14 protein-coding genes are annotated in these 15,482 nt (G+C 62.7%); 9 read left to right on the top strand and 5 right to left on the bottom strand.

The features are described 5' to 3' along the window. The first annotated feature begins 8 nt into the window (after positions 1 to 8). From purH to GIV35_RS11890, 4 genes are all read left to right on the top strand, one after another. The gene (gene purH / locus GIV35_RS11905) at positions 9 to 1,616 is read left to right on the top strand and encodes a bifunctional phosphoribosylaminoimidazolecarboxamide formyltransferase/IMP cyclohydrolase (RefSeq protein ID WP_034126415.1); all 1,608 of its coding nucleotides are present in this window, start codon (positions 9 to 11) and stop codon (positions 1,614 to 1,616) included. A 170-nt stretch (positions 1,617 to 1,786) separates the two neighbouring features. Then, a complete protein-coding gene (gene purD, locus GIV35_RS11900) occupies positions 1,787 to 3,079 on the top strand; it encodes a phosphoribosylamine--glycine ligase (RefSeq protein ID WP_014716727.1) in 1,293 nt (430 codons plus the stop codon). Between the two features lie 116 nt (positions 3,080 to 3,195). Then, complete coding sequence (locus GIV35_RS11895) at positions 3,196 to 5,970, top strand: hybrid sensor histidine kinase/response regulator (protein WP_198715492.1); 2,775 nt, start codon at positions 3,196 to 3,198, stop codon at positions 5,968 to 5,970. 100 nt (positions 5,971 to 6,070) lie between these two features. Then, complete coding sequence (locus GIV35_RS11890; RefSeq protein ID WP_003171467.1) at positions 6,071 to 6,667, top strand: MarC family protein; 597 nt, start codon at positions 6,071 to 6,073, stop codon at positions 6,665 to 6,667. On the opposite strand, the gene GIV35_RS11885 is transcribed toward GIV35_RS11890, so the two are convergent. From GIV35_RS11885 to cobG, 5 genes are all read right to left on the bottom strand, one after another. Beyond that, positions 6,664 to 7,443 carry a hypothetical protein gene (locus GIV35_RS11885; RefSeq protein ID WP_202691037.1) on the bottom strand — a complete coding sequence of 260 codons (780 nt, stop codon included), beginning with the start codon at positions 7,441 to 7,443 and terminating at the stop codon, positions 6,664 to 6,666. The genes GIV35_RS11890 and GIV35_RS11885 overlap by 4 nt on opposite strands. A 237-nt stretch (positions 7,444 to 7,680) precedes the next feature. Further along, positions 7,681 to 9,318, bottom strand: coding sequence for a precorrin-3B C(17)-methyltransferase (gene cobJ / locus GIV35_RS11880; RefSeq protein ID WP_236265385.1), 1,638 nt, complete (start codon positions 9,316 to 9,318; stop codon positions 7,681 to 7,683). After that, positions 9,318 to 10,049, bottom strand: coding sequence for a precorrin-2 C(20)-methyltransferase (locus GIV35_RS11875; protein ID WP_236265383.1), 732 nt, complete (start codon positions 10,047 to 10,049; stop codon positions 9,318 to 9,320). The genes cobJ and GIV35_RS11875 overlap by 1 nt, the downstream gene beginning before the upstream one ends. Beyond that, positions 10,049 to 10,675 carry a precorrin-8X methylmutase gene (locus GIV35_RS11870; protein ID WP_034126410.1) on the bottom strand — a complete coding sequence of 209 codons (627 nt, stop codon included), beginning with the start codon at positions 10,673 to 10,675 and terminating at the stop codon, positions 10,049 to 10,051. Before GIV35_RS11870 ends, GIV35_RS11875 begins: the two co-directional genes overlap by 1 nt. Beyond that, the gene (gene cobG / locus GIV35_RS11865) at positions 10,668 to 12,014 is read right to left on the bottom strand and encodes a precorrin-3B synthase (RefSeq protein WP_236265381.1); all 1,347 of its coding nucleotides are present in this window, start codon (positions 12,012 to 12,014) and stop codon (positions 10,668 to 10,670) included. Before cobG ends, GIV35_RS11870 begins: the two co-directional genes overlap by 8 nt. A gap of 38 nt (positions 12,015 to 12,052) precedes the next feature. On the opposite strand from cobG, the gene cbiE reads away from it, so the two are divergent. The 5 genes from cbiE to GIV35_RS11840 form a co-directional block, all read left to right on the top strand. Continuing rightward, entirely contained in the window at positions 12,053 to 13,258 is a 1,206-nt protein-coding gene (gene cbiE, locus GIV35_RS11860) for a precorrin-6y C5,15-methyltransferase (decarboxylating) subunit CbiE (RefSeq protein ID WP_236265379.1), read from the top strand. Next, positions 13,255 to 13,974, top strand: a complete 720-nt coding sequence (locus GIV35_RS11855; protein WP_198715497.1) for a cobalt-precorrin-6A reductase — start codon at positions 13,255 to 13,257, stop codon at positions 13,972 to 13,974. Before cbiE ends, GIV35_RS11855 begins: the two co-directional genes overlap by 4 nt. 277 nt (positions 13,975 to 14,251) lie before the next feature. Continuing rightward, positions 14,252 to 14,644, top strand: a complete 393-nt coding sequence (locus GIV35_RS11850) for a DUF2946 domain-containing protein (RefSeq protein ID WP_236265377.1) — start codon at positions 14,252 to 14,254, stop codon at positions 14,642 to 14,644. 47 nt (positions 14,645 to 14,691) lie between these two features. Next, a complete protein-coding gene (locus GIV35_RS11845) occupies positions 14,692 to 15,174 on the top strand; it encodes a copper chaperone PCu(A)C (RefSeq protein ID WP_236265375.1) in 483 nt (160 codons plus the stop codon). A 10-nt stretch (positions 15,175 to 15,184) separates the two neighbouring features. Then, positions 15,185 to 15,482: DUF2946 domain-containing protein (locus GIV35_RS11840; RefSeq protein ID WP_236491392.1), on the top strand; the 298-nt coding region annotated here is incomplete at its 3' end.

The following is a 15,482-nucleotide window of genomic DNA, read 5'->3' as shown; positions in this document are numbered from 1 at the left end:
AAATTGAGATGACCGACCAGACCACCCGCCTGCCGATCCGCCGTGCCTTGATCAGTGTTTCAGACAAGACCGGGATCCTTGAATTTGCCCGGGAGCTGGAAGCCCTGGGTGTGGAAATCCTCTCCACGGGCGGGACCTTCAAACTACTGCAGGACAACGGCGTGGCCGCAGTGGAAGTCGCGGACTACACCGGTTTCGCAGAGATGATGGACGGTCGCGTCAAGACCCTGCACCCGAAAATCCACGGCGGCATCCTTGGCCGTCGCGGCATCGACGACGCCATCATGACCGAGCACGGCATCAAGCCCATCGACCTGGTGGCCGTTAACCTCTACCCGTTCGAAGCCACCATCAACAAGCCAGGTTGCGACCTGCCGACCGCCATCGAAAACATCGATATCGGCGGCCCGACCATGGTGCGCTCGGCGGCCAAGAACCATAAGGACGTGGCCATCGTGGTCAATGCCAGCGACTACGCCAACGTCCTGGAAAACCTCAAGGCCGGCGGCCTGACCTACGCCCAGCGCTTCGACCTGATGCTCAAGGCGTTCGAACACACCGCCGCCTATGACGGCATGATCGCCAACTACATGGGCACAGTGAACCAAGCGGCTGACACCCTGAGCACAGAAGGTCGCAGCCAGTTCCCGCGCACCTTCAACAGCCAGTTCATCAAGGCCCAGGAAATGCGCTACGGCGAGAACCCGCACCAGAGTGCGGCGTTCTACGTGGAAGCCAAGCCGGCCGAAGTGGGCATCGCCACCGCCACTCAGTTGCAAGGTAAAGAACTCTCCTACAACAACGTGGCCGATACGGACGCTGCGCTGGAATGTGTGAAGAGCTTCGTCAAGCCGGCCTGCGTGATCGTCAAGCACGCCAACCCGTGCGGCGTGGCCGTCAGCCCGGACGCTGAAGGCGGTATCCGCCAGGCGTACGAACTGGCCTACGCCACCGACACCGAATCCGCATTCGGCGGCATCATTGCCTTCAACCGCGAACTGGATGCCGAGACCGCCAAGGCCATCGTCGAGCGTCAGTTCGTCGAAGTGATCATCGCCCCAAGCGTCAGCGAAGAAGCCCGCGCCATCGTCGCCGCCAAAGCCAACGTGCGCCTGCTGGCCTGTGGCGAGTGGTCGGCAGACCGCGCCGCGGCCTGGGACTACAAGCGCGTCAATGGCGGCCTGCTGGTACAGAGCCGCGACATCGGCATGATCGGCAGCGATGACCTGAAAGTCGTGACCAAGCGCGCGCCGACCGAGCAAGAGATCAACGACCTGATCTTCGCCTGGAAAGTGGCCAAATACGTCAAGTCCAACGCCATCGTCTACGCCAAGAACCGCCAGACCATCGGTGTCGGCGCTGGCCAGATGAGCCGCGTGAACTCGGCACGTATCGCCGCGATCAAGGCTGAGCATGCCGGTTTGCAGGTGGTGGGTTCGGTGATGGCTTCCGATGCGTTCTTCCCGTTCCGTGACGGCCTGGACAACGCCGCGAAAGCAGGCGTGACCGCCGTGATCCAACCAGGCGGTTCGATGCGTGATGCAGAAGTCATCGCCGCCGCTGATGAAGCGGGCATTGCGATGGTCTTCACCGGCATGCGCCACTTCCGCCACTGATTGATTTGATCTCAAGCGGGCGCTGGCTTGATGTGGGAGCTGGCTTGCCTGCGATGGGGGCACCTCGGTGCAACTGACACACCGAGGTGCCCGCATCGCAGGCAAGCAAGCTCCCACAGGAAAACAGCCAACAGTGCTCCCCCGAATTTGCGTCATCCGAGGTTTTTGAAATGAATGTTTTGATCATTGGCAGCGGTGGCCGTGAACACGCCCTGGCCTGGAAAGTAGCCCAGGACCCACGCGTGCAGAAAGTCTTCGTTGCTCCCGGCAACGCCGGCACCGCCATCGAAGCCAAGTGTGAAAACGTCGCCATCGACGTGCTGGCCCTGGAGCAGTTGGCAGATTTTGCCGAGAAGAATGTTTCCCTGACCATCGTCGGCCCGGAAGTGCCACTGGTAGCAGGCGTCGTCGATCTGTTCCGCAGCCGTGGCCTGGATTGCTTTGGCCCTACCGCTGGCGCCGCCCAACTGGAAGGCTCGAAAGCCTTTACCAAGGACTTCCTGGCTCGCCACAAGATCCCGACGGCCGACTACCAGAACTTCACCGAGATCGAGCCTGCACTGGCTTACTTGCGTGAGAAAGGCGCACCGATTGTGATCAAGGCCGATGGCCTGGCTGCCGGCAAAGGCGTGATCGTCGCCATGACCCTGCAGGAAGCCGAAGACGCGGTGCGCGACATGCTCGCCGGCAATGCCTTTGGTGACGCTGGTTCGCGTGTGGTCATCGAGGAGTTCCTCGACGGCGAGGAAGCCAGTTTTATCGTGATGGTCGACGGCAAGAACGTATTGCCGATGGCCACCAGCCAGGACCACAAGCGCGTCGGCAACGGCGACAGCGGCCCGAACACTGGCGGCATGGGTGCCTACTCCCCGGCGCCCGTTGTCACCGCCGACGTCCACCAGCGCGTCATGGACCTGGTGATCTGGCCAACCGTGCGCGGCATGGCGGATGAAGGCAACGTGTACACCGGTTTCCTCTACGCTGGCCTGATGATCGACAAAGCCGGTAACCCCAAAGTCATCGAGTTCAACTGCCGCTTCGGCGATCCGGAAACCCAACCGGTGATGCTGCGCCTGCAATCGAGCCTGGTGCTGCTGGTGGAAGCCGCCCTCGCCCAGGCCCTGGACAAGGTCGAAGCGCAGTGGGACCCACGTCCTAGCGTCGGGATTGTGCTGGCGGCCGGTGGCTATCCTGCCGACTACGCCAAGGGCGATGTGATCGAAGGCCTCGACGCGGCCGCTGCGCTGGAAGGCAAAGTGTTCCATGCCGGCACCGCGCTCAAGGACGGTAAAGTTGTAACCGCCGGTGGCCGCGTATTGTGCGCCACCGCGATGGGTGCAAGTGTCGATGCCGCGCAACAACAGGCGTACAAACTGGCGGCGAAAATCGACTGGAAAGGCTGCTTCTACCGCACCGACATTGGCTACCGTGCCATTGCCCGCGAACGCGGTGAGAACAACTGAGCAGCTACACTTGCAGTAGCTATCCGTTCGGTTAGGTAAGGGCCTTTGGCCCTTGCCGTACCCTGTCGCCCCGCGCATAGTTAACCCGTGCATCCACCTACCGAAGGGATTTCGCCGTGCGCTGGCTCAGGATCGCCATAGGTTTCACAATCAGTCTGCTGACCCTGCTCTGCTTGCTACCGGCCCAGGCCGCCGCGCAAGGCAGTGGCTGGGCAGTATTGCTCGATGAACAGGCCGACCTGCAACTGAGCGACATCCGTTCCGCCCGCTATACCAATCAATTCAGCCCCATCGAACTGGACCGGATCACAGCCGCTCAGCCGGACGGTGCGCTGTGGGTGCGCTTCAGGCTACAGCCCGGCAAGCACGAAAAAGTGCTGCGGGTGTTCGCCCCAGACCTGTCCAGCCTGAGCCTGTACGTGCTGGACGGCGACACCCTGGTGGAGCAACAAACCACCGGCACACGCCAGCCCCAGGCTGAGCGTCCGTTGCCCAGCAGTGACTTCATGCTGCCGATGCCTCAAAGCCAACGGCCACTGGAGGTGTACCTGCGCCTGGTCTCGGAACACGAGCTGCGCCCTTACATCACTCTGGAACCAGCGGTGCTGGCCGCCGCCAACCAGAACCAGACGCTGATCTACGGCCTGCTGTTCGGCGTGCTGTCGATGCTGATCCTGCACAACCTCACGCGCTTCGCCTACCACCGCTCGCGCAGCAGCCTGTGGCTGGCCGCGTGCGAGTTCCTGTTAATGCTCAGCCTGGCGCTGTTGCTCAACCTGGTGGGGCCATGGCTGCCGAACTGGCACGCAATCCAGACCCCTGGCGCCTACCTGGCCCTGCTGCTGACCGCACCCTGCGGGCTGATGTTTGCCTACCGCTTCTTCATGCCCCTGGGCCCGCACCCGCTGAACAAAGTGTTGATGGCCGACATCCTGCTGATCGTCCTGTGCGGCCTGCTGTTGTTGTTCGTCAATACCTTACCGCTGAACATCATCACCTATGCCCTGGTCGCGCTGGCGGGCCTGAGCATGCTGTTTGTCTCGGCCTATCACTGGCAAAAAGGCTACCGCCCGGCGCGCTTGTTCGTGGCGGCCATGGTGGTGTTCAACATCGGCACGCTGATCATTCTGCCCGCACTGCTCGGCCTTACCCTGGTGGCGCCACAGGGGCTGATCGTCACCCTCTTGAGCTTTATCTGCCTCAGCGGCCTGCTGATGAGCCTGGCCCTCGGCGAGCGCCAGCGCGCCATTGTCGAAACTCGTTTCAGCCTGAGCCGCGATCTGGCGGCCAGCAATGCCGAAGTCGCCGCCAAAGCCGAGTTCCTGGCGAAGATCAGCCACGAAATCCGCACGCCCATGAACGGTGTGCTGGGCATGACCGAGTTGCTGCTGGGCACACCGTTGTCGGTGAAGCAACGCGACTATGTGCAGACCATCCACAGCGCCGGTAATGAGTTGCTCACCCTGATCAACGAGATTCTCGACATTTCCAAGCTCGAATCCGGGCAGATCGAACTCGATGATGTGCAATTCGATCTCAATGCATTGATCGACGACTGCCTGAGCATCTTCCGCGCCAAGGCCGAGCAACAGAATGTCGAGCTGATCAGCTTTATCCAGCCCCAGGTGCCACGGGTGATCAGCGGTGACCCGACACGACTGCGCCAGGCTTTACTGAGCCTTCTGGAAAACGCCCTGCACAAAACCGATGAAGGCGAAGTGCTGATCGTTGTCGCGCTGGATGAGCGCAGCAGCAAGCCACGCCTGCGCATTGCCGTGCAAGACAGCGGCGTACCCATGGAAGCTGCCGAACGCGACGCCCTGCTGCACAGCGAACTGCACAGCAAGAACTTCCTTTCGGCGACGCGCTTGAGCGGCCACCTGGGCCTGGTCATCGCACGCCAACTGATCTTGTTGATGAACGGCGAGTTCGGCGTCAAGAGCGGGAGCCACCAGGGCAGTACCCTGTGGCTGACCCTGCCGCTGGACCCGGAACGCCTGGAACACCCGACCAGCGACCTCGACGGCCCGCTCAAGGACGCCCGCGTGCTGGTGGTGGACGACAACGACACCTGCCGCAAAGTGTTGGTGCAGCAATGCACGGCCTGGGGCCTGAACGTCAGCGCCGTGCCTTCGGGCAAGGAGGCCCTGGCGCTGCTGCGCACCAAGGCGCACCTGCGTGATTATTTCGATGTGGTACTGCTGGACCAGAACATGCCCGGCATGACCGGCATGCAACTGGCGGCGAAGATCAAGGAAGATCCGAGCCTGAACCACGACATCCTGCTGATCATGCTCACCGGCATCAGTAACGCACCGAGCAAGATCATTGCGCGCAACTGCGGGATCAAGCGCATCCTCGCCAAACCAGTGGCTGGCTACACCCTCAAGACCACCCTGGCCGATGAACTGGCCCAGCGCAGCAAAGGCGCCCCCGTGGCACGCCCGGCCCCCAGCGCACCGGCAGCCATCACCGTGCCCAGCGATTTCCGCATCCTGGTAGCCGAAGACAACAGCATTTCCACCAAAGTGATTCGCGGCATGCTCGGCAAGCTCAATCTCGACCCGGACACCGCCAGCAACGGCGAAGAAGCGCTGCAAGCGATGAAAACCCAGCGCTATGACCTGGTATTGATGGACTGCGAAATGCCGATTCTCGATGGCTTCTCCGCCACACAGCAACTGCGGGCATGGGAAGTCAGCCACCAACGCGTGCGCACGCCAGTGGTGGCGCTCACCGCGCATATCCTGTCGGAACACAAAGAACGCGCCCGCCAGGCAGGCATGGACGGGCATATGGCCAAGCCGGTGGAACTGTCGCAGTTGCGCGAGCTGGTGGACTACTGGGTGGCGCAGCGCCAACAGCGCCCTGAGCACAGCACCCTTTCCTGACTTGAAATACCATCCCCTGTGGGAGCTGGCTTGCCAGCTCCCACATTTGATCTGTGTCGGATAGACTCCTCCACACTTTCCCCGCCCGCGAGCCGCCCCCATGCTCCATGTGTTATTCAGCGTTTACCTGAAGATGCTGGTGCTCTACAGCCCGTTCTTTGTGCTGTCCTGCTTTATCAGCCTGACCCGTGGCTATTCCAGCAAGGAGCGTCGGCGCCTGGCGTGGAAAGTTGCACTGGCCACCCTGGTATCGAGCGTGCTGCTCTACCTGTTTGGCCGGGTGATTTTCAGTGTGTTCGGCATTACCGTCGACGCGTTCCGTATCGGCGCCGGCAGCGTGTTGTTTATCTCCGCCCTGGGCATGGCCCAGGGCAAGTCGGCGGTGCAGACCGACAACGTGCAGCAGGACGTGACCATCGTGCCGCTGACCATCCCCCTCACCGTCGGCCCCGGCACCATCGGCGCCTTGCTGGTGATGGGCGTCAGCCAACCACACTGGGACGACAAGCTTACCGCCATCCTCAGTATTGCCCTGGCCAGCCTGACGGTGGGCGTGGTGCTGTACCTGTCCAACCGTATCGAACGCATTCTCGGCGACCAGGGCTTGCAGATTGTCAGCCGGTTGATGGGCCTGTTCGTCTGCGCCCTGGCCGCGCAAATCATTTTTACCGGGGTACGCGGCTACCTGGTGCCCTAGATCCGGTATTTGGCGATAGCCATTTCCACTTTGTCACCGGCGCTTTCGCGCATCAGTTGGACGGTTTTCTCGTTGACCATAGAGGTATTGAGCACCAGGCAAGTCTGCCCGCTGAAGGCCTCGAACGAGGAGCTGTCCCACTCCAGGAAGGGCAGGCCCACCTGTTTATCCACACCATGGGTGCTGTAGGTCACCAGCACCATGATCAACTCGCCGTCTGTTTCAGCGCAGGAGGCCAGGCCGAAATCGCCGCCCTCATGCACCGCGCAATTGCGCTTGAACAGCTCGAAAGACGCTGGCTGACGCTTCAATGCATCCAGCGCATCGGCGGCCAGCTTGGGCAAGGCGCTAAGCAGTGGCCCGAACAGCGCCGTCGACGTCAGCATCGAGGCGATGATATTCAGCGCCGCCAGTTGCACCGTCAGGCCCTTGCCCGCACGCGAGACCCGCTCAAAGCGACTGCGCAGCGGCAGCCACCCCAGGCTGACCATCACCTTGATAAATTCCTCGTACCACGCCTCGCTGCCCCGCTGGACGTTCAGCACATCGCTCACATAACTGCTGGCCAGCAGATAGCTTTTGCGTACGTATTCGCGGTTCAACGCCGACAAGCCTTCGGCAAATGAAATCACCCCGTTGTTGACCACGGCCGCATTGCAATCATCGTCGCGATCCAGCGCGCAAGCGGCCTGCCTGGCAGGTGCGCCCGGCAATTTGTAGGCGGCAATCAACTTGCGCCTTTTTTTACTGTTGATCCTTCTGTGACGTCGCTCCATTTTCTGTTCTCCACAAGCACCCCACATGGGGCTTGCTTCCACCCTAGTCCAGGGAGCTGCGGGGTTTCCATGCGATAAACATCCCTTGGACTGCCCCGCCCAAAACCAGCGTCCAGCAATGACAAGGCGCGGCGGGCAGGCGTGCGGTTTTCATCGCATAAAAAAGAAAAAGCTCCGAACAACGCCAGGGGAATCCCTGGGTTATTCGGAGCTTTCCGGCAGCCAACCGGGCTGTTTTCAGGAGTTGGGTTTGTCGCCATACCAACGTGGTGTGTACACCCACTCGCCGCCACCCGCGCGCGGGAACACACAGGTGGTGGATGAACCGATCAGCACCATGGTGCGCATGTCCACCTGCTCGGGCGTCAGTTGCCCCAAGGTAGTGACGCGCAGCGTCTGGCCTGGACGACCGATGTCACGGCCCAGCACCACCGGCGTCTGCGGCGTGCGATGCAGCGCGACGATCTCCAGGGCGCGTCCCAGTTGCCAAGGCCGCGACCTGGAGATCGGGTTGTAGAACGCCAAGGCCAGGTCGGCCTGGGAAGCCAGGTCCAGGCGTTTTTCGATGATCGCCCAGGGCTTGAGATTATCCGACAGCGACATCACACAGAAGTCATGCCCCAGCGGCGCGCCCGCCTGGGCAGCGGTGGCCAGCGAAGCGGAAACCCCCGGCAGGATTTCCAGGTCGACCTGATGCCACGCCGGCTCGCTGGACTCGTGCAGCGCCTCGATCACCGCTGCGGCCATGGCGAATACACCCGGGTCACCAGAGGACACCACCACCACCGAGCGGCCTTGCGCGGCTAGCTCGAAGGCGTGGCGGGCGCGCTGCATTTCTTCGCGGTTGTCAGTGCAGTGTTGCACTTGGTCGTCCCGGAAAGGCCCGGCCATGCGCACGTAGGTTTCATACCCCAGCACATCGGTGCAACGCGCCAGTTCCGCCTTCACCGCCGGCACCATCAATTCAGCAGCGCCGGGGCCCAGGCCAATCACCGCCAGACGCCCGCGGGGGCGCCCAACCTGTGACAGATCCAAGGGCTGCTCGGCCACGGTGATACTGATGTCCGCAACGGGTTCCAGTACGGCAAAACGCAGCGGTACGCCCAAGGCCGACGCGGCTTCATGCAAGGACGCGTCAGCCATCTGCAGGTCGCTGGCCAGCAGGCAGGCCAGGGATTGCACCGCGATCCCCGCCTCATGCAGTGCTTGGCGCACACGCTCGGCCAACTGCGCACCCGGCCGGCAGGTGGCGTAGACATTCTGCGGGTAAATCAACAACTCGTTGGCTGCCGGTGTGCGCTCGGCACTGCCCACATGAATCGCCAGGCGCGCCTGTTGATCCTGAGGCAGGTTAGCGTCCTCCAGCCATGGCGCCGCGCCTTCAATGCGCACGCTTTCGCCGGCCAGAAGGTCGCAGACAAAGCGTTTGCCCAGCTCGATGTCGGCCAGTTGATAGCCCGCCGGCGGGTTGAGCAGGCAGGTGCCAAAACGCAACTCGCCGCTGGTGGTGATGGCGGCGGACACGCCGAGCGCTGCGGCAATGTCGCGCGCCATCAGGTTCACGCCCCCCAGGCCACCGAGCAACGGCACCACAGCGCTGCCGTCTTCAGCCACGGCCAGCACGGCGGGTTCTTCGCCCTTTTCCAACAGCAACGGTGCCAGGGTGCGAATCACAATGCCCGCGGCGCACAGGGCAATCAGTGGCGTGCCCTGCTGATAAAGCTGACGCAAGGTCGCGCCGAATTCGCTGTAGGTACGGTCTGCCCCCTCAACCCGTGTGGCCAGGCCGTGGATCAACGCGCCGGGGTAAACCTGCTGGAGCCTGCGCGCAGTCGCCAGGCTGCCTTGGCCCAGAATCACAATCGCCGGGGTCATCAACCTTGCCACCTTTCACCGGGCACGATGATCAGTGAGAAATACGGCGACGACATCGGCTCCACCTGATCCAGCGGCACGATCTTCTGGTTGGCCATGGTCGCGCGTTCCACGTACAACGCCCGCTCGGCCAGACCCAGTTCTTTCAACACCTGGCGCACTTTCGGAAAGTTGCGCCCCAGCTTCATGATCACTGCGGCATCGGCATCCGCCAGGCGGCGCTTGAGGTCCTCATGGGGCAATACGCCCGAGAGCACCGACAAGCTCTGGTTGCGATACACCAACGGCGCGCCGAGCACCGAGGCACCACCGAGCATCGAGCACACACCCGGAATCACCTGGGCCTCGTAGCGCTCGGCCAGGCGGTCATGCAGGTACATGTAGGAGCCGTAGAAAAACGGGTCACCTTCGCAGATCACCGCCACGTCGCGGCCCGCGTCCAGGTGCGCGGCCACGTCGAGGCTGGCATTGTCGTAGAAGTCGCTGATCACCTGCTCGTAGGACAGCGGCGCCGGCAGCACTTCGGTGGTCACCGGGTACACCAGCGGCATCAGGGTCTGTTGCGGCACCAGGTGGTCCTCGATGATGCCGAAGGCGTTGCCCTTCTTGCCTTTGGCCACGAAGTACGCCACCACCGGCGATTCACGCAGCAGGCGCAGGGCTTTGAGGGTAATCAGTTCCGGATCACCGGGGCCGACGCCCAGGCCGATCAAACGTCCGCGCAGCTGCATTATTCGACCTCCGTGGCCAGGGCATTGACGGCGGCGGCAGCCATGGCGCTGCCGCCCAGGCGACCTTGCATGATCACGAACGGCACCCCACGACTATCAGCGGCGAGCATGGCCTTGGATTCGGCGGCGCCGACAAAGCCCACCGGAAAACCCAGGATCAACGCCGGCTTCGGCGCACCGGCATCGAGCATTTCCAACAGGTAGAACAACGCGGTCGGCGCGTTGCCGATCACCACCACACTGCCTTCCAAATGCGGACGCCACAGTTCCAGAGCGGCGGCGGAACGGGTATTGCCCAACTCCCGCGCCAGCTCCGGCACGCTGTCGTCGCGCAGGGTGCAGATCACCGGGTTATTGGCTGGCAGGCGTGCGCGGGTCACGCCTTCGGACACCATCCGCGCATCGCACAGAATCGGCGCACCAGCGGCCAGCGCATCGCGCCCGGCCTTGCCCGCACCTTCGGAAAACTGCAGACCGTCGATGGCCTCGACCATGCCGCACGCATGGATCACCCGCACCGCGAGTTTTTCCAAATCAGCCGGGATGCGGTCCAACTTGGCTTCCGCGCGAATAATGGCGAAGGAGTTGCGATAGATCTCCTGACCGTCGCGGATGTAATCAATCATCGGTGTTGCTCCGTGGACGAGCGCGCAACAGGGCGCCCGCCGCTTCAATGGAAAGAGTACGCGCGTGCAGCCGGCCGAAACCAGGCTGGGCTGCATCGCGAAAATAGAGGTCGTATTGGCCGGGGCTCACCGCCAGCAAGGTGACTGGCGCGGTGTGCGCGGCAGCGCAGGAGCGCAGGCAGCCGGACAGATGCACCTCAACGCCCGGTTGCAGAGCGGCCAGTTGCACGGCGTCGGCCTTGGTGTCGGCCAAGCCTTTTGCGCAGCCGCTGGAACCGGTGCAGGCAATCATGCGCGCCAGCGGGTGGTCGAGCGAGCAGATAAAGCCCAGTTGCGCCAGGCGCTCGGTCACGGCGTAAGGCTTTTCGACGTTGGGCACCAGCACGCCCTGCCAAGGGGTGAAGCGCAAGGTGCCGTCCCCATAGTCACTGGCCAGTTGTGCGGCGCCCTTGAGCATCGCCGGGTCCAGGCGGCCCAAGGGCGCGAGGGCGGCGACATAGAACTGATTCTTTTGCACTTGTGGATAAGTGCCCACCTGGAGCGACGCGTCGCTGGCCGGACGTGTGAAGCCGTCGACTGGCAGCAACGGCAAGCGCAAATGGCTCAGCACGTTATCCACAGGCAAATGGCGCATGCGCGTTTGCTCTGGGGTGGCGAGGTCCAGAAAGGCTTCCAGCACTGCCACGACCAACCCATGCCCCTGGTTCAAAGGCACGGCGGCCAGGGGCGCATCCAGACCGGGACAGCCGGCCAGGCCAAACGCGAGCAGGGTTTCGCCATGGCGTACGAAGGCCGACAACCACAGGTCGTGGTGATGCTCGAGCATCGCCAGGTCTTCGCCGCCATCGAGTTGCACCGCGAACTTGGCTGACAGCTCATGGAAACGCGGATGGTTCTCCAGGGTGGCGAGGATCTGCGCGGCCAGCGGGCGGGTGTCGAACAGCATCTGCGGGTCAATGCCGGCGCTGGGGCTGAGCATCAGGTTGCGCACGTCGTCACCGCCCGCGTTGCTGGGCCCCAGGCCCGCCGCCAGCAGTCGGGCGATCAACGCTTCCTGCTCGGCGCCGATGCCGCGGATCTGCAGGTTGGCGCGGTTGGTCGCCTCGATCACCCCGCCCGCATACGCCTGGGCCGCGTCCGCCACGGCGTGGGCCTGGGCGGCAGTGATCGCGCCGCCCGCCAATTTGACTCGGCAAATGCCACCGTCCAACGCCTGGACAATACGCAGCAACCCCGGACAAGCCGAGGGGCGCAAGGTATTCACAGCGGGCGTTGGGTTCACGGGGCTACCGGTTGACAGGTAAAGGCGCGGTATTATGCCTGCTTTGTCCGGCGGCATGAAAAGCCTGCCCGTCGGATGTCGTTCAAGGAATTGATATGTCGCCCTGGCTGACGGTTGTAGGCATCGGTGAAGACGGCTTCAAAGGCCTGGGCAGAAATGCCCGGCATGCCCTGTTGCGCGCCACGCAGATTATAGGCGGCCAACGCCAGTTGGACCTGTTGCCGGTGTGTATTCGTGGCGAACGCCAGGCGTGGCCGAGCCCGTTTTCCCTGGATCCAGTGTTGTCGCGGCGCGGGGAGCCCGTGTGCGTTCTGGCCAGTGGCGATCCGATGCTCTATGGCGTCGGCGCCAGCCTGGCGCGGCAAGTGCCAGCTGAAGAGTTGTTGATTTTGCCCGCGCCATCGTCGGTATCCCTGGCGGCGGCGCGCCTGGGCTGGCCGTTGCAGGAGGTGATGACTTTATCCGTGGTGGCTCGTCCGGTGGCGGCACTTAATGCGCATCTGGCCAGTGGCGTGCGCTTGTTGGTGTTGAGCAATGACGCTAGCAGCCCCGCTTTGATTGCCGCGTTGTTGGTCGAACGTGGTTTTGGCTCCAGCCGCATCAGTGTGTTTGAACATTTGGGCGGCCCGGCTGAACGGCGTATCGACGGGCACGCGCAAGCGTGGGAGCACACGGCGGTTGCCGATTTGAACCTGGTCGCCATCGACTGCCTGGCGGATGCGAACGCACCGCGTCTGTCGCGTCTTGCCGGCTTGCCGGACTCGGCTTTCAAACACGATGGCCAACTGACCAAACGCGATGTGCGCGCCATGACCCTCGCCCGCCTCGCGCCCATGCCGGGCGAACTGTTATGGGACGTGGGCGCGGGCAGTGGCTCCATCGGTATTGAATGGATGCGCACCCATCCCAGCTGTCGCGCCTTCGCGATCGAAGCCGACGCAGGCCGACAAAGCCTGATCGAACACAACCGCGACGCCCTCGGCGTGCCCGGCCTGCAACTGATTCGCGGCAAGGCGCCGGAGGCATTAAGCGGCCTGGAAACACCAGACGCCATCTTCATCGGCGGCGGCGTCACCCGCGACGGCGTGCTCGATACCTGCTGGCAACACCTGCGCCCCGGCGGCCGCCTGGTTGCCAATGCCGTGACCCTGCAAAGCGAAATGACCTTGATGAACTGGCGTGCCGAGCATGGCGGTGAACTGACCCGCATCCACGTGGCCCAGGCGCAGCCCCTGGGCGAGTTCGATACCTGGCGCCAGGCGCTGCCGATCACGTTGCTGGAAGTGATCAAACCGTTATGAAAAGGATTCTTTTACTGGGCGGCGTCACGGAAGCGCTGGCCATCGCCCGTACCTTGGGGCCGGAACACGTCTACAGCCTGGCCGGTGTGGGCCGCGTACCCTCCGACCTCACATGCCAGGTGCGGGTCGGCGGCTACGGCGGTAGTGAAGGCCTGGCGCAGTTTGTACGTAACGAACGCATCAGCCTGATCCTTGATGCCACGCACCCGTATGCGGCGCAGATCAGCCGCAACGCGGCCGAGGCTGCAAGGGCATGCGGCGTACCTTGCTGGGCATTAAGACGCCCGGCGTGGCAGCCGCAGCCGGGGGATGATTGGCGAGAGGTCGCCGACTGGGCCGAACTGGTCGAAGCGCTCAAACCCTTCAAGCGCCCGCTGTTCACCTTGGGTCGCGAACCCTTGCAGCACCTCGACGAAATCCCCGCCGAGCAGTTCTGGACCTTGCGCGCGCTGGATGTGTATCCGGGCAACAAGCGCTGTGAAGTGATCGGCGCACGCGGGCCGTTTTTGATCGAGGATGAACGGACGTTATTCGAAGAACGGCGGATTGATGTGCTGATCAGCAAGAACAGCGGCAGCACCGCCACAGAGCCGAAGCTGGAAGTGGCGCGTGAGCGGGGGGTGCCGGTGTTGGTGTTGAAGCGGCCGGTGTTGGCTGCCGTAGATCGAGAATTTACGGCAGTGGCAGCGTTGCTACAGGCAATCACCCTTTTCTAAACACCACCTATCCAATGTGGGAGCGGGCTTGCTCGCGAAGGCAGTGTGTCGGCCAAAACATCCAGCGACTGACACACCGCTTTCGCGAGCAAGCCCGCACCCACAGTGTTCAGCGTCGCCTGGTGCGCCGCGTCCCTTCTGCAAAATTGGCAAGCGGCCGTTCTCGTCTATCCTCAAACCCAACACTGCGACACCAAACCACACCCGCCCTTTTTACTTATCCCCCCCGATCAGGCTAAATACCCGCCTGATCGTTTAACCCTACGGATTATCCGCCATGGCCCGTCAACGCTTTGCAATTGCCTGGATCGCCTGCCTAGCAGTGCTGTTCAATGCGTTTGCCATGCCGTTGGCCAGTGCAATGCAGCAGACGGATGACCCGGTCAAGCGTCTGATGTGGGGCGGGTTCTGTTCGTCCAATGGCGCGAGCCTCAAGGCGATTGCCCTGGGCAAGCTGGAAAATCCCGCACCGCCGGACGATCACTCCGCCATGCAGCATTGCTGGTGTTGCTCAGGTTCGGCGCCGTTGGTGGCGCTGCCGGGGCATGTGCCGCAGTTGTATGTGACGCGCTTCGAGGCGGTGCAGAACTTGCCGCCGCGCTTATTGCAAAATCCTACGCCACGCCAGCAATGGCCAAGCCTTAATCCGCGCGCCTCTCCAACGGTCTGAGCTTCTTCGCAAGTGAACTGCGTTTAGAACCGTTCTGGAGAACTGCCATGCTTAAATCTTCCCTGCTTCTGGCCGCGTTGCTGCTGCCGGTGTTCAGTGCTGCCAATGCCGAGGACTACCAGGCCGGTGACCTGTTGGTGAGCGATCCCTGGTCTCAGGAACTGCCACCGAATGCGCCTACCGTCGCCGCCTACTTTGTAATTCATAACACCGGGGCGGCCCCGGATCGCCTGCTCAGCGTTGAAACCAGCGTTGCCGAAAAAGCCGAGCTGCATGAGCACGTGATGCAAGGCGATTTGATGAAGATGCAGCAAGTACCCAGCGTTGCCGTACCGGCCAAGGGTGAGCTGACCTTCGCGCCGATGGCTTACCACGTCATGCTGCTGGGCCTCAAAGACCGCAGCCTGTTGGCCGATGGCAAGCAATTCCCTCTGACCCTGACCTTCGAAAAAGCCGGCAAGGTCCAGGTGCAAGTGTCGGTGCACAAAGCGCCGCCAATGGCCGGCCACGAGCATATGCACGCCCAGTAAGCCAAACCCGATGGGCGCCCCTCGCGCCAGGTTGTCTCCCCACCGCCGCCTGATGCGCGGCAGTTGGATCAGCCTGTTCGCCATGCTGATGATTTTTATCGGTCCGCTGATTTCCCAAGCGATGCCGATGGATCATCACGCCAGCATGTCCATGACCATGGACATGCCCAACTGCCATGGTGAACCTGCGCAGCACAGCAAAGCCCCCGACGAGCATCATGTTCTCTGGGAAAAATGCGGCTATTGCAGCTTGCTGTTCAGTTGCCCGGCCCTGCCCGGCAGCGTCTGCTACGCAACCCTCGGCACCC

Origin of the sequence: Pseudomonas sp. PA-1-6B (genome assembly GCF_021609545.1) — a bacterium.
Lineage (GTDB): Bacteria > Pseudomonadota > Gammaproteobacteria > Pseudomonadales > Pseudomonadaceae > Aquipseudomonas > Aquipseudomonas fluorescens_BV.
Note: the sequence above shows the minus strand (reverse complement) of the source record. Positions and strands in the feature narration are given on the sequence as shown.

What these genes read in the sequence shown, in the direction of transcription:
- purH (WP_034126415.1), top strand. Translation starts at nt 9, where the DNA reads ATGACCGACCAGACCACCCGCCTGCCGATCCGCCGTGCCTTGATCAGT.
- purD (WP_014716727.1), top strand. Translation starts at nt 1,787, where the DNA reads ATGAATGTTTTGATCATTGGCAGCGGTGGCCGTGAACACGCCCTGGCC.
- GIV35_RS11890 (WP_003171467.1), top strand. Translation starts at nt 6,071, where the DNA reads ATGCTCCATGTGTTATTCAGCGTTTACCTGAAGATGCTGGTGCTCTAC.
- GIV35_RS11885 (WP_202691037.1), bottom strand. Translation starts at nt 7,443, where the DNA reads ATGGAGCGACGTCACAGAAGGATCAACAGTAAAAAAAGGCGCAAGTTG.
- cobJ (WP_236265385.1), bottom strand. Translation starts at nt 9,318, where the DNA reads ATGACCCCGGCGATTGTGATTCTGGGCCAAGGCAGCCTGGCGACTGCG.
- GIV35_RS11875 (WP_236265383.1), bottom strand. Translation starts at nt 10,049, where the DNA reads ATGCAGCTGCGCGGACGTTTGATCGGCCTGGGCGTCGGCCCCGGTGAT.
- GIV35_RS11870 (WP_034126410.1), bottom strand. Translation starts at nt 10,675, where the DNA reads ATGATTGATTACATCCGCGACGGTCAGGAGATCTATCGCAACTCCTTC.
- cobG (WP_236265381.1), bottom strand. Translation starts at nt 12,014, where the DNA reads ATGCCGCCGGACAAAGCAGGCATAATACCGCGCCTTTACCTGTCAACC.
- cbiE (WP_236265379.1), top strand. Translation starts at nt 12,053, where the DNA reads ATGTCGCCCTGGCTGACGGTTGTAGGCATCGGTGAAGACGGCTTCAAA.
- GIV35_RS11855 (WP_198715497.1), top strand. Translation starts at nt 13,255, where the DNA reads ATGAAAAGGATTCTTTTACTGGGCGGCGTCACGGAAGCGCTGGCCATC.
- GIV35_RS11850 (WP_236265377.1), top strand. Translation starts at nt 14,252, where the DNA reads ATGGCCCGTCAACGCTTTGCAATTGCCTGGATCGCCTGCCTAGCAGTG.
- GIV35_RS11845 (WP_236265375.1), top strand. Translation starts at nt 14,692, where the DNA reads ATGCTTAAATCTTCCCTGCTTCTGGCCGCGTTGCTGCTGCCGGTGTTC.